Consider the following 13,957-nt stretch of genomic DNA (forward strand, 5'->3'; position numbering starts at 1 on the left):
GGTTTCTCCCCGGCCAATAATATATTATTCATTTGGTCTTAAGGATATTTCACCACCGATGTAGGGAATTATTCCGCCATTATCCTTTTGTAGCAATAATGCACCTTGCTCATTAATCCCACGCTCAATTCCCGTTATTATTTCATTGCCAATCAATAGCTTAACATTTCTATTTAAAAAATTATCTAACTCAACCCATCTTTCTAAAAATGATTTTAGCCCTTCTTTTTCAAATAAAACCAATGAATTCCTCAAAGCTTGAATTATATTTGCTGATAATTCATTTCTCTCTATATTTTCAAACTCGTCAGATAGAGAGGACCAGGCTTGAGTTATGTTTTCGCTACTGTCAGAATTTTCTTTATTCATGCCAATATTAATACCAATACCGATAATAATATGAGCTGCATCCCCTGTTTTACCCGTTAATTCAACCAAAATTCCTGCAAGCTTTTTATCATTCATATATAGGTCATTAGGCCATTTGACTTTGACTTTATTACCAATTAATTTATTTAACGTTTCAGCGACAACAATACCAACAACTAAGCTTAACCCTATTGCCGCCGCAGGACCTTGGTCTAATTTCCAGTACATGGATAAGTAAAGGTTACATCCAAATGGTGATATCCATTGCCTTCCTCTTCTGCCTCGCCCAGCACTTTGATACTCAGCAAGACACGTATCCCCTGACTGTAATTCAGTAATTCTCTCCAACATGTACTGATTAGTAGAATCAATAACGGGTTCAACTATAATATTTACGTCATCAACTCGCTGTTTTATTGTATCTTCGTTAAGTAGGTTAATAGGGAAAGGTAACTTATACCCTTTACCGGTTACCGTTTGTACATTTACTCCCCACGAACGTAGCGTTTTTATATGCTTATTGATCGCTGCGCGGGTCATCCCTAGTTTATCTCCTAGCTGTTCTCCTGAATGCACTTGTGCATCGGCCAAGATATTTATGAGATCTAGTGGGGTGTTTCTTTCTTTCATTGAATACATTCCATTGCGTTGATTTCGCCATTTTTACCAATAAACCTGACCTCTGGCTCTAAATGTATACCAAAACGCTCTAAAACCTTTTGGCTCACATATTTTGCTAGATTGACAATGTCTTGCCCTGTTGCTCGGTTTTTATTAATTAAAACCAATGCTTGCTGTTTATGTACCGCAGCACCACCGATTTCATGACCTTTCAGACCACATTGGTCGATAAGCCACCCTGCTGCTAGCTTTACGCTTCCATCTTCTTGGTTATATTGAGGACAATTTGGATAAGCTATTTTTATGGCTTGTGCTTTTTCTGCTGAAATAATAGGATTTTTAAAGAAACTCCCTGCATTACCTGTTATTGCCGGATCAGGTAATTTACTTCTGCGCGTTTGGCATACAGAGTTAAATACTTGTTCTGGTGTTACTGTATTGGGGTCAAGCTGAGCAAGGTCACCATATATAAGCTTAGGCGTCCATTCTTTAGCAAGTTTTAACCCAACACTGATAATGACATAGCCATATTGATATTCATGCTTAAAAATGCTATCACGGTAGCCAAACTGACACTCTGCAGCCGTTAGCCGTGTTACTTTACCTGTATCTAGAGAAAGTACATCAACATACTGACATATATCTTTTAGCTCTAAACCATAAGCACCAATATTTTGAATGGGCGCAGAACCTACACAACCTGGGATCAACGCTAAATTTTCCGCACCACAAACACCTTCACTCAATAACGTTTCAAGTAATTGATGCCAATTTTCACCTGCTTGAGCATGAACATACCAATAGCTGATATCTTCTGTTATTTGTACACCCTTTAGCTGATTGATGATTACTACACCTGCAAAGTCTTCAACAAATAGAACATTGCTTCCCCCTCCTAATAATAATACTGGGAGTTGCTGATTTTTAGCCTCGCTCCATTGCTGGAGTAGAGATTCTTGGTTATCCACAAAAACAATTGATAGTGCTTTTGCTTGAATGCCAAAGCTATTAAATGATTTAAGTTCAGACGTTAGGTTCATTACAGCCTTCAGTACAAATAAAACAAAGATAAGATAAGTCTATCAGGCTGGATTAAGAGTGAATAGCAGGATTAAGAAAATAAGATAATTAGTGAAAATTATTCTATTAGTAGAATGCAAAAAGCCACCCAATGGGTGGCTTCTTTATATTTAAAACCTAGCAGTTCCCTACTCTCACATGGGGAGACCCCACACTACCATCGGCGCTACGGCGTTTCACTACTGAGTTCGGCATGGGGTCAGGTGGGACCACCGCGCTATTGCCGCTAGGTAAATTCTTTTTAAATGCCGATTATATGGTGCTGATACCCAGATTCGAACTGGGGACCTCACCCTTACCAAGGGTGTGCTCTACCAACTGAGCCATATCAGCAATATGGTGCGGTCAGTCAGTACTGACACAACCTTAAAATTTAATGTCTGGCAGTTCCCTACTCTCACATGGGGAGACCCCACACTACCATCGGCGCTACGGCGTTTCACTGCTGAGTTCGGCATGGGGTCAGGTGGGACCACCGCGCTATTGCCGCCAGACAAATTCTGTTTTGTTCCCGTTTAGTTTTTTCTTCACTAAACCAGAACTTCAATCTCAAACAAGCTGCGTGTCCTTCACCTTGCGGCTTCTCACTCTTTCTTGAAAAACAACCCAATCTCTCTAAAACACCTTCGGTGTTGTCAGGTTAAGCCTCACGGTTCATTAGTATTGGTTAGCTCAACGTATCGCTACGCTTACACACCCAACCTATCAACGTCTTAGTCTTAAACGTTCCTTTAGGACCCTTAAAGGGTCAGGGAAGACTCATCTCAAGGCAAGTTTCCCGCTTAGATGCTTTCAGCGGTTATCTCTTCCGCACTTAGCTACCGGGCAATGCCATTGGCATGACAACCCGAACACCAGTGGTGCGTCCACTCCGGTCCTCTCGTACTAGGAGCAGCCCCTTTCAATCTTCCAACGCCCACGGCAGATAGGGACCGAACTGTCTCACGACGTTCTAAACCCAGCTCGCGTACCACTTTAAACGGCGAACAGCCGTACCCTTGGGACCTACTTCAGCCCCAGGATGTGATGAGCCGACATCGAGGTGCCAAACACCGCCGTCGATATGAACTCTTGGGCGGTATCAGCCTGTTATCCCCGGAGTACCTTTTATCCGTTGAGCGATGGCCCTTCCATTCAGAACCACCGGATCACTAAGACCTACTTTCGTACCTGCTCGAGCCGTCACTCTCGCAGTCAAGCTGGCTTATGCCTTTGCACTAACCGCATGATGTCCGACCATGCTTAGCCAACCTTCGTGCTCCTCCGTTACTCTTTGGGAGGAGACCGCCCCAGTCAAACTACCCACCAGACACTGTCCGCACCCCAGATAATGGGGCAACGTTAGAACATCAAACATTAAAGGGTGGTATTTCAAGGTTGGCTCCACGCAGACTGGCGTCCACGCTTCAAAGCCTCCCACCTATCCTACACATCAAGGCTCAATGTTCAGTGTCAAGCTATAGTAAAGGTTCACGGGGTCTTTCCGTCTTGCCGCGGGTACACTGCATCTTCACAGCGAGTTCAATTTCACTGAGTCTCGGGTGGAGACAGCCTGGCCATCATTACGCCATTCGTGCAGGTCGGAACTTACCCGACAAGGAATTTCGCTACCTTAGGACCGTTATAGTTACGGCCGCCGTTTACTGGGGCTTCGATCAAGAGCTTCTCCTTACGGATAACCCCATCAATTAACCTTCCAGCACCGGGCAGGCGTCACACCGTATACGTCCACTTTCGTGTTTGCACAGTGCTGTGTTTTTAATAAACAGTTGCAGCCAGCTGGTATCTGCGACTGGCTTCAGCTCCATGAGTAAATCACTTCACCTAATGCCAGCGTGCCTTCTCCCGAAGTTACGGCACCATTTTGCCTAGTTCCTTCACCCGAGTTCTCTCAAGCGCCTGAGTATTCTCTACCTGACCACCTGTGTCGGTTTGGGGTACGATTAATGATAATCTAGAGCTTAGAGGCTTTTCCTGGAAGCGGGGCATGAGCTACTTCATCACCGTAGTGACTCGTCATCGGACCTCAGCATGTAGTGAACCGGATTTGCCTAATTCACCTGCCTACATCCTTAAACCGGGACAACCGTCGCCCGGATAGCCTAGCCTTCTCCGTCCCCCCATCGCAATTATCACCAGTACGGGAATATTAACCCGTTTCCCATCGACTACGCATTTCTGCCTCGCCTTAGGGGTCGACTCACCCTGCCCCGATTAACGTTGGACAGGAACCCTTGGTCTTCCGGCGTGCGGGTTTTTCACCCGCATTATCGTTACTTATGTCAGCATTCGCACTTCTGATACCTCCAGCATGCCTCACAGCACACCTTCACAGGCTTACAGAACGCTCCCCTACCCAACAATATTTACATATCGCTGCCGCAGCTTCGGTGCATAGTTTAGCCCCGTTACATCTTCCGCGCAGGCCGACTCGACCAGTGAGCTATTACGCTTTCTTTAAATGATGGCTGCTTCTAAGCCAACATCCTGGCTGTCTGAGCCTTCCCACTTCGTTTCCCACTTAACTATGACTTTGGGACCTTAGCTGGCGGTCTGGGTTGTTTCCCTCTTCACGACGAACGTTAGCACCCGCCGTGTGTCTCCCGTGATAACATTCTTCGGTATTCGTAGTTTGCATCGAGTTGGTAAGTCGGGATGACCCCCTAGTCGAAACAGTGCTCTACCCCCGAAGATGAGTTCACGAGGCGCTACCTAAATAGCTTTCGGGGAGAACCAGCTATCTCCCGGTTTGATTGGCCTTTCACCCCCAGCCACAAGTCATCCGCTAATTTTTCAACATTAGTCGGTTCGGTCCTCCAGTTAGTGTTACCCAACCTTCAACCTGCCCATGGCTAGATCACCGGGTTTCGGGTCTATACCCTGCAACTTATTCGCCCAGTTAAGACTCGGTTTCCCTACGGCTCCCCTATACGGTTAACCTTGCTACAGAATATAAGTCGCTGACCCATTATACAAAAGGTACGCAGTCACCCCATCCTCAAATGTCCCGCTTGTCTTTGCGGCCAATCTTGCCCGATTTTTTAACTTCCGTTGCTCGTGTACTTCTATGTACACTGCGCGACGGCTTGAAAAAATCGACCAATCTTGTTAGCAAATTCTGCGCTGCTCTTGTGGTGGTTGTTAAGCCATCACTCAATTGCCGAGGCACTTGAGTGATGGGGCTCCCACTGCTTGTACGTACACGGTTTCAGGTTCTATTTCACTCCCCTCGCCGGGGTTCTTTTCGCCTTTCCCTCACGGTACTGGTTCACTATCGGTCAATCAGGAGTATTTAGCCTTGGAGGATGGTCCCCCCATATTCAGACAGGATAACACGTGTCCCGCCCTACTCGTCGAGTTCACAACACTAACACCTTCGGATACGGGGCTATCACCCTTTACTGCCGGACTTTCCAGACCGTTCTCCTGATGCTAATGCTGATTAAGACTCTGGGCTGCTCCCCGTTCGCTCGCCGCTACTAGGGGAATCTCGGTTGATTTCTTTTCCTCGGGGTACTGAGATGTTTCAGTTCCCCCGGTTCGCTTCGTTTGACTATGTATTCATCAAACGATAGTGCAACGGATTGCACTGGGTTTCCCCATTCGGAAATCGTCGGTTGTAACGGTTCATATCACCTTACCGACGCTTATCGCAGATTAGCACGTCCTTCATCGCCTCTGATTGCCTAGGCATCCACCGTGTACGCTTAGTCGCTTAACCTCACAACCCGAAATTGTTTCAACGTTCACCTTACTGTCATGGCTGTGCGTGGTGAACTTCTTCGTTGGGCAGTGCTCGCAATGCTCACGTACCTAAGTACGCTGCGCTTGCTGCGCGCTGTCCGCCTTGAATTTCACACTGCTCGCGCATGCCGCTCGAGTTTGTGACCGAAAATTTCAGGTCTGAAATTTTGAGAGACTCTCACATTGTTTAAGCGATAAACAATGTGCGTTGTTTTCAATTTTCAGCTTGTTCCAGATTGTTAAAGAGCATAATTGTTAAACCAACTACAACGTAATTGGCTTAATCATTATTGGGGACATCGTCTTTCACTCGATATCGGCGCAATTGGCGTCCCCTAGGGGATTCGAACCCCTGTTACCGCCGTGAAAGGGCGGTGTCCTAGGCCTCTAGACGAAGGGGACACGAAAATTCAATTGCAAAACACCGTTTTGCTATTTTCGTGTAAGTCTTATCCTCTCGAATAAGTCTCCCACGTAAAGCCATTGCTCTACTTTCTATCAGACAATCTGTGTGAGCACTTCACAAAAACACTTCAATGGTAAGGAGGTGATCCAACCGCAGGTTCCCCTACGGTTACCTTGTTACGACTTCACCCCAGTCATGAATCACAAAGTGGTAAGCGCCCTCCCGAAGGTTAAGCTACCTACTTCTTTTGCAACCCACTCCCATGGTGTGACGGGCGGTGTGTACAAGGCCCGGGAACGTATTCACCGTAGCATTCTGATCTACGATTACTAGCGATTCCGACTTCATGGAGTCGAGTTGCAGACTCCAATCCGGACTACGACGTACTTTATGAGTTCCGCTTGCTCTCGCGAGGTCGCTTCTCTTTGTATACGCCATTGTAGCACGTGTGTAGCCCTACTCGTAAGGGCCATGATGACTTGACGTCATCCCCACCTTCCTCCGGTTTATCACCGGCAGTCTCCTTTGAGTTCCCGACCGAATCGCTGGCAACAAAGGATAAGGGTTGCGCTCGTTGCGGGACTTAACCCAACATTTCACAACACGAGCTGACGACAGCCATGCAGCACCTGTCTCAGAGTTCCCGAAGGCACTAAAGCATCTCTGCTAAATTCTCTGGATGTCAAGAGTAGGTAAGGTTCTTCGCGTTGCATCGAATTAAACCACATGCTCCACCGCTTGTGCGGGCCCCCGTCAATTCATTTGAGTTTTAACCTTGCGGCCGTACTCCCCAGGCGGTCGATTTAACGCGTTAGCTCCGAAAGCCACTCCTCTAGGGAACAACCTTCAAATCGACATCGTTTACAGCGTGGACTACCAGGGTATCTAATCCTGTTTGCTCCCCACGCTTTCGCACCTGAGCGTCAGTCTTTGTCCAGGGGGCCGCCTTCGCCACCGGTATTCCTCCACATCTCTACGCATTTCACCGCTACACATGGAATTCTACCCCCCTCTACAAGACTCTAGCTGACCAGTCTTAGATGCCATTCCCAGGTTAAGCCCGGGGATTTCACATCTAACTTAATCAACCGCCTGCGTGCGCTTTACGCCCAGTAATTCTGATTAACGCTTGCACCCTCCGTATTACCGCGGCTGCTGGCACGGAGTTAGCCGGTGCTTCTTCTGTCGGTAACGTCAATCGTTGATGATATTAGCATCAACGCCTTCCTCCCGACTGAAAGTACTTTACAACCCTAGGGCCTTCTTCATACACGCGGCATGGCTGCATCAGGCTTGCGCCCATTGTGCAATATTCCCCACTGCTGCCTCCCGTAGGAGTCTGGGCCGTGTCTCAGTCCCAGTGTGGCTGATCATCCTCTCAGACCAGCTAGGGATCGTCGCCTAGGTGAGCCATTACCTCACCTACTAGCTAATCCCATATGGGTTCATCCGATAGCGCAAGGACCGAAGTTCCCCTGCTTTGCTCCTGAGAGATTATGCGGTATTAGCTACCGTTTCCAGTAGTTATCCCCCTCTATCGGGCAGATCCCCATACATTACTCACCCGTCCGCCGCTCGTCAGCGGGAAGCAAGCTTCCCCTGTTACCGCTCGACTTGCATGTGTTAGGCCTGCCGCCAGCGTTCAATCTGAGCCATGATCAAACTCTTCAATTAAAAGTAGCTTGATGCTCAAAGAATGTCTTACTGACCGTAACGTTCTTTTGTTCGGCTAACTTTGTCGGCTTCGCATCGCTTCCCCTCGCCGTACCTAAGTACTGTCTCGGGTTATCTCTGCTTGCCTTCGCGTTATCCTTTCAAAATAAGCGTTACTACCTTATTTCATATATATGAATTAACGTGTTAGTCACTCTTCAAGACTTAAAATCAAATATTTTTTTGATAGTGTCCTGTGAGTGCCCACACAGATTGTCTGATAAATTGTTAAAGAGCGTTGCAGCTTTTCTTTATGAAAACCAACCTTTCGGTCGTTGCTGCGAGGAGGCGTATATTACGTTTTCCTCCGTGAGAGTCAAGCAATTTTTTGCTTTTTCTTTTCAGAATCTCTCGCTGCCGTTTCAGTGTTCATCGCGCTTTGCGTTGTCTTGTTCCCGGTCAGTGGTGGCGCATTATAGGGAGTCAGAAAAATCTGGCAACCCCTTTTTTCATATTTTTTTTCGTTCGCTCAGTTTTCCATCAAATTTAACTTAGATAGCTAGTTTTTCCAGCGTTTTGAACCCTTCTGCTTCGAGAACAAGCTGTAATCCTTTTGCGTTGTCATCCATTAATAAGCAATATGCGAAGTTTTCTTCCTCTGAATTGGCGATTTCTTCTTGATTATTAATGAGCCAAACGGTTCTTCTGGCGATTGCAGAACCTGAATCAATGAATCGAGTTCCATTTGGTAGCACTTTTTCGAGTTCTTCTATTAATAGAGGAAAATGCGTGCAACCCAAAATAACGGTATCGGGCGGCTCTGGCATTCGAATCCATGGCCTGACCGTTTGGGCGACTTCATCTAACGGTAAGGTTTCCCCATGCAACTTTCTTTCTGCGAGTTGAACTAATTCCGCAGAACCGAGAGAAATCACTTTGCAGTCTGTTGCAAACCGTTCGATCAGCTCTTTGGTGTATTCGCGGTTTACAGTGCCTTTCGTCGCCAATAAACCAACTACGCCATTACGCGTTAACTTGGTTGCGGGTTTAATGGCTGGAACAACCCCAACAACTGGGAACGTAAAATGTGCTCTCAAATTAGGAAGGCTGACCGTACTTGCGGTATTGCACGCAATAATCGCAATGGTTAAAGGATGTTTTGCAGCTATTGCATTTACGATTTGATAGACCCTATCAATAATGAACTCTTCGCTTTTTTCACCATAAGGGAAGGCTTCATTGTCGAATGCATAGATATAGTGAGCATTCGGGATCATTTTTTTGACTTCACGATAAACAGATAACCCGCCCACTCCAGAGTCAAACACTAGAATGGTCGGGCGAACAGATAGGTTGTTATCAGAAATTGTAGCTTCCTGTAAGGAAATATTCTCTTCCAGCGGTGCGATAACCATACGCGGTCTCATAGTCTTTATCGAACATATTAGCTATTTTACCACGAATTGTGAGATGTGAAGTGATTGGATATGCAGCGGTGAGATCCCAGATGCTAACGCCGCCGACTTTAGTGCGTTGATAAGTTTCATTGGTATCATAACGACTACCTATATATTGGTAAGTCAACCCCATATCTACAGCAGCAATGTTCCAATCTAGCTGGTATTTGACTTGTTGTTTTGCTCTACGATTAAGCACTTTATTTGTTTTTTCATTTCTTGGGTCTAGATACTGTAACGTGAGTTGATGGCTAAATAGGCCTGTTTGTAATTCACCATTCCACTCGACTCCTTTAATCTTTGCCTTGCCAATATTGTTATAAGAACTAGTTTGCGTCACTGGATCCGAAGTGAAATCAATCAGATTAGTTATCTCGTTTTCATACCCAGTTAATTGCCAAAACAATAACCCTGTTTCGCCTTCTAAACCAATTTCCCACTGCTTACTTTCTTCTGGTTTTAAATTTGGATTTCCTTTGATGTTCCAAGCAACATTATCCGTATAAAGCTGACCTAAGTTAGGGGCTTTATACGCTGTAGCATAAGAGCCGATTAACTTATATCCATCATAAAATTCCCAGCTTAAACCTGATTGCCATGTCGTGTGCCAGTTAAATTCAGAATGGTGATCTGAACGTACTGCCCCTTCCGCATTGACAGAGTCGATGAGTGCATATTGTCCTGTAAGATAAATACCTGTGTTATTGACGGTTTCTTTTTTACTTGTCATCGTATAACCACCGGGCTCAATGCTTTGACGTTGATAATCAACCCCAGCACTGATATTTCCTTTTTCTAATCTATAGCTATTACCCCATTGAAAGTTGTATTGGTCTGATTCATCAATTACAGAACCGCTACCATACCGCCCATTGTGATAGTTGTAGTTGTAATCTTTCATATGGCTATAGCTCCCAAGCAAACTTGTAGAGTACTTACCATTCGCATATTTCAACCCAGACTCATATGTTCTGCTGTATAGCTTACGAGTGTCTGCTGGCGTACCGTCATAACTCGTACGATTGTCATAACCATAAGCGCGTGCATAAGCAGAAAGAGCGGAAGAGAATTGATGCTCAACACCTAACCATAATGTTTTATTCAAAAAACCATCTTTATCAGGTTGAGGGCCCCCGCCTGTATTTCCTCTGGCTTCAACATCAAACCCTTTTGTATGAGTATAAGCACCCGCTGCCGTTACCGTTGTATTCTCACCAATTTTTTGCTGAGTCGAACCGTTATAGTTTTGATAACTGTGTGAGCCAATACCTGCATTTAAAGTAGTGCCATCGTTATCACGACGAGTAATAATATTCACCACACCACCAACAGCATCAGAACCATAAACCGCTGAGCGTGCGCCGCGAATATACTCAATGCGCTGTACCAGAGAAATTGGGATTTGGCTCATATCAGATGAACCTGAAATGCCCGCCTGATTCAAACGAACGCCATCAATTAGAACTAAAACATGACGAGATTCTGTTCCCCTAATAAAAAGAGAGCTTTGTTGCCCCATCCCCCCATTTTGAGCAATATCCACCCCCGGCAAGCGCCTTAATACATCTATTACGGTATTGGATTGCCAATGGTCGATATCTTCACGAGTGACCACCGTCACTGGCGCTAATATAGAAGAAATAGGTTGTTCGAAACGATTAGCTGACACAACCACTTGGTCAGTTTTGTCATTTGCACTTGCCAAAGAAGAAGTAGCGCACAGTACTGCAAGCCCAGCGGCCGATAGCGGCAGCGACTTTTTATTATTCATTATGGTTACACTCGGAAAATCAATTTAATTAACATTCCGCGAGGTTGAATATAAGATCCGCGCGAATATTCAACGAAGCGATTGGATGCGTGGCAGGTATCGGACTTTTACCGTTGCGCGTCAGTCTTGGATTCACACCAAATTCCCTAAACCACAGCCTATTATCGTAAGTTGAATAGTAGTGAGTGTCTACGGATGGATAATGAAAACTGGACATCTTCGCCGCATTCCCTACAATTTCGCTCCTGATACGAATTTATTACTGCTTTATGGAGCCAAACATGCCAAACACCTTGCATACTGAAGACTACGAACAACAACTCGTAGAAAAAACGGATCGTTTAAAGGCGATGATGGCTCCTTTTAACGCCCCTGAACCTGAAATATTTTCATCTCCAACATCCCATTATCGGATGCGTGCTGAATTTCGTATTTGGCATGAAGGTGATGACCTGTTTCATATTATGTTCAATAAAGAAACGAAAGAGCGTATTCGTATTGACCAGTTTCCTGTTGCCAGCCAATTGATCAATGACATGATGGCGGCGTTATTGCCGTTAATTAAGCAAAATGAATTACTGCGCCATAAATTATTTCAAATTGACTATTTATCAACACTAAGTAATAAGCTGATTGTTTCGCTGCTTTACCATAAAAAATTAGGTGAAGAATGGATGGCAGAAGCAAAAGCGTTAAAAGCCGCTTTAGTTGAACAAGGCTTTGATGTGCAATTGATTGGCCGAGCGTCAAAAACAAAAATCATGTTAGATAATGATTATGTCGATGAAGTCTTACCTGTTATGGGTAAAAATATGGTTTATCGCCAAGTTGAAAATAGCTTCACGCAACCTAATGCACAGGTCAATATCAAAATGTTGGAGTGGGCAATTGAGTCAACGCAGAATTCGACGGGTGATTTATTGGAACTGTACTGCGGAAATGGAAATTTCTCTTTAGCATTAGCGCAAAACTTCGAACGCGTATTAGCGACTGAAATTGCAAAGCCCTCAGTGGCCGCTGCTCAATATAATATCGAAGCCAATAATATTGAAAATGTACAAATTATTCGTATGTCCGCAGAGGATTTTACCCAAGCCATGCAAGGTGCCCGTGAATTTAGGCGCTTGGAAGGTATTTCTTTAGCCGATTACCAATGCAATACTATATTCGTCGACCCGCCTCGCAGTGGTTTAGATGCAGAAACAGTGAAACTAGTTCAGGGTTATGAGCATATCCTATATATTTCATGTAACCCAGAAACGCTATGCGATAACTTAGCTGAGCTGACTAAAACCCATAAAATAGAGAAATTAGCCTTATTCGACCAGTTCCCTTATACCCACCATATGGAAAGTGGGGTATTACTGAGCCGCTATTAATTTACTAAAAAACAAAAACGCCGCAGTGATGTGAACTGCGGCGCCTTACTATTAGAAAAGTCGTATAAACTTAATTTTCAACTTCTTGTTCAAGTGCTAGCTCCGCTTTTTCTTTCTTACGTGCTTTCCAGCTTGAGTACATCCACAATGCGATAATGACAATAAAGGTTGCGGGAATAAAATTAGAGCCTATTTCAGGGTTTTGCACACGTAAAATCGCGGCATAGCCAAAAAGCCCAATAAAAAAACTACCGGCAACAAATTTTGGCAGCCCCATAGGCATCGCTTGATGCAAATAGCGCTGATGTAAACAATACACTGCCAATATCAGGGTTAAAATTGGGAAAAATGAAAAATCGACCAGCGAGTTAAACAGCGTTGAAAAGGTTCCATGGGTTGCAAGGCCAATCACAAAGGCTAGCAATAATGTGCTTCTTTCATAACTTTTTTGATCCATCATTGATTCTCCTTATTATTTAGTCAGGTCTGGGTCAGTTTGATTTTGTTTTTCCTGTTCCCGGCGGTACCAGTAATAGGCGCCTTTCGCTATCATTCTTAACTGTAATACCAGCCGTTCTTCGAGATTTCTGCGTTTTTCTTCATCGATATCTAGCGCCTCTGCACCTGCGCTAAAGACAATCGTTACCATGGCCTCTGCTTGCATTTCAGTAAAATGGCGAGGCATACGGCTTTCAAGTTCAAGATAATCGGCCAATTCCGCAATAAAATGCTGAATTTCCCGAGCGACTGCCGCACGAAACTCAGCAGATGTTCCTGAACGCTCCCGCAATAATAACCTAAAGGCGTTAGGGTTATTACCAATAAACTCCATAAAAGTTGAGACTGATGTACGGATCACACTCCCGCCTTTTGCAATACGCTGCCTTGCTTGGCGCATTAGCTGGCGTAACATCAAGCCGCTTTCGTCGACCATCGTCAGCCCGAGTTCATCAACATCCTTGAAATGACGGTAAAATGAAGTCGGTGCAATCCCAGCTTCACGCGCAACTTCTCGCAAACTAAGGCTAGTAAAACTCCGTTCAGCGCTTAATTGGCTAAATGCGGCTTCGACGAGTGAACGCCGAGTTTTTTCTTTTTGTTTTGCTCTAACGCCAATTGTGTTACTCACGGTGATCCTAGTTTCTTATCATGAAAGGTAAATGTAATAAGCCTTACTCTTCGCCTAGCATACCTGAAAATAGTTAAACTGTTTTGGAGAAAAAGCGACTATCACTACAATTTACTCATTTTCAGAATTTAACTTAGCCTTTTTCAATTAGTTTTTTAACACTGATATACTACCAACCTTTTATTAAACAATGCGTCAGCAAATCCTTGGAAGCATGCATAAATATGTGACTAGGGTAAGCGAGTGTAGCCAATGCTGTATCAATTTGAAAAACGACGAGGAAATTAGGTGAAATAACCAACTAATGATAACATCTTGTTGTCATTTTGTTTTAGAGCAGGTCTTACC

General features: G+C 44.7%; 7 protein-coding genes, 2 tRNA genes, 4 rRNA genes and 1 riboswitch. Of the genes, 1 reads left to right on the forward strand and 12 read right to left on the reverse strand.

Annotated features, from left to right (window positions below):
• Positions 1 to 24 precede the first annotated feature (24 nt).
• From birA to btuB, 10 genes are all read right to left on the reverse strand, one after another.
• Positions 25 to 999, reverse strand: coding sequence for a bifunctional biotin--[acetyl-CoA-carboxylase] ligase/biotin operon repressor BirA (gene birA / locus FVA72_RS20730; protein ID WP_110591021.1), 975 nt, complete (start codon positions 997 to 999; stop codon positions 25 to 27).
• Positions 996 to 2,030: a UDP-N-acetylmuramate dehydrogenase gene (murB, locus tag FVA72_RS20735; RefSeq protein WP_110591020.1), complete on the reverse strand. Its 1,035-nt coding sequence runs from the start codon at positions 2,028 to 2,030 to the stop codon at positions 996 to 998. The genes birA and murB overlap by 4 nt, the downstream gene beginning before the upstream one ends.
• A 155-nt stretch (positions 2,031 to 2,185) precedes the next feature.
• Positions 2,186 to 2,301 (reverse strand): 5S ribosomal RNA (gene rrf, locus FVA72_RS20740).
• A 26-nt stretch (positions 2,302 to 2,327) separates the two neighbouring features.
• Positions 2,328 to 2,403, reverse strand: a tRNA-Thr gene (locus FVA72_RS20745).
• 45 nt (positions 2,404 to 2,448) lie between these two features.
• Positions 2,449 to 2,564 (reverse strand): 5S ribosomal RNA (gene rrf, locus FVA72_RS20750).
• A 142-nt stretch (positions 2,565 to 2,706) separates the two neighbouring features.
• A 23S ribosomal RNA gene (locus FVA72_RS20755) occupies positions 2,707 to 5,791 on the reverse strand.
• A 349-nt stretch (positions 5,792 to 6,140) separates the two neighbouring features.
• Positions 6,141 to 6,216, reverse strand: a tRNA-Glu gene (locus FVA72_RS20760).
• Positions 6,217 to 6,354: 138 nt separating this feature from the next.
• Positions 6,355 to 7,894, reverse strand: a 16S ribosomal RNA gene (locus tag FVA72_RS20765).
• The 16S, 23S and 5S rRNA genes sit together here with 2 tRNA genes alongside, the layout of an rRNA operon.
• A 530-nt stretch (positions 7,895 to 8,424) precedes the next feature.
• On the reverse strand, positions 8,425 to 9,288 hold the full coding sequence (murI, locus tag FVA72_RS20770) for a glutamate racemase (protein ID WP_110592832.1): 864 nt from the start codon (positions 9,286 to 9,288) through the stop codon (positions 8,425 to 8,427).
• Positions 9,233 to 11,101 carry a TonB-dependent vitamin B12 receptor BtuB gene (gene btuB / locus FVA72_RS20775; RefSeq protein ID WP_110592831.1) on the reverse strand — a complete coding sequence of 623 codons (1,869 nt, stop codon included), beginning with the start codon at positions 11,099 to 11,101 and terminating at the stop codon, positions 9,233 to 9,235. Before btuB ends, murI begins: the two co-directional genes overlap by 56 nt.
• Positions 11,102 to 11,175: 74 nt before the next feature.
• Positions 11,176 to 11,270: riboswitch (cobalamin riboswitch) on the reverse strand.
• A gap of 112 nt (positions 11,271 to 11,382) precedes the next feature.
• Between btuB and trmA the strand changes: the two genes are divergently transcribed.
• On the forward strand, positions 11,383 to 12,480 hold the full coding sequence (gene trmA / locus FVA72_RS20780) for a tRNA (uridine(54)-C5)-methyltransferase TrmA (RefSeq protein ID WP_036959114.1): 1,098 nt from the start codon (positions 11,383 to 11,385) through the stop codon (positions 12,478 to 12,480).
• Between the two features lie 70 nt (positions 12,481 to 12,550).
• Here the strand turns inward: trmA and FVA72_RS20785 are convergent, their stop codons facing one another.
• Both FVA72_RS20785 and fabR read right to left on the reverse strand, forming a co-directional pair.
• Entirely contained in the window at positions 12,551 to 12,940 is a 390-nt protein-coding gene (locus FVA72_RS20785; RefSeq protein ID WP_110592830.1) for a YijD family membrane protein, read from the reverse strand.
• A 12-nt stretch (positions 12,941 to 12,952) separates the two neighbouring features.
• Positions 12,953 to 13,609, reverse strand: a complete 657-nt coding sequence (gene fabR / locus FVA72_RS20790; protein ID WP_004265350.1) for an HTH-type transcriptional repressor FabR — start codon at positions 13,607 to 13,609, stop codon at positions 12,953 to 12,955.
• Positions 13,610 to 13,957: the final 348 nt, after the last annotated feature.

Origin of the sequence: Providencia sp. PROV061, assembly GCF_011045655.1 — a bacterium.
Lineage (GTDB): Bacteria > Pseudomonadota > Gammaproteobacteria > Enterobacterales > Enterobacteriaceae > Providencia > Providencia hangzhouensis.

Bases quoted from the DNA above. Each gene is read 5' to 3' on its own strand.
- murB (WP_110591020.1), bottom strand. From the start codon at position 2,030: ATGAACCTAACGTCTGAACTTAAATCATTTAATAGCTTTGGCATTCAA.
- FVA72_RS20785 (WP_110592830.1), bottom strand. From the start codon at position 12,940: ATGATGGATCAAAAAAGTTATGAAAGAAGCACATTATTGCTAGCCTTT.
- btuB (WP_110592831.1), bottom strand. From the start codon at position 11,101: ATGAATAATAAAAAGTCGCTGCCGCTATCGGCCGCTGGGCTTGCAGTA.
- murI (WP_110592832.1), bottom strand. From the start codon at position 9,288: ATGGTTATCGCACCGCTGGAAGAGAATATTTCCTTACAGGAAGCTACA.
- trmA (WP_036959114.1), top strand. From the start codon at position 11,383: ATGCCAAACACCTTGCATACTGAAGACTACGAACAACAACTCGTAGAA.
- birA (WP_110591021.1), bottom strand. From the start codon at position 999: ATGAAAGAAAGAAACACCCCACTAGATCTCATAAATATCTTGGCCGAT.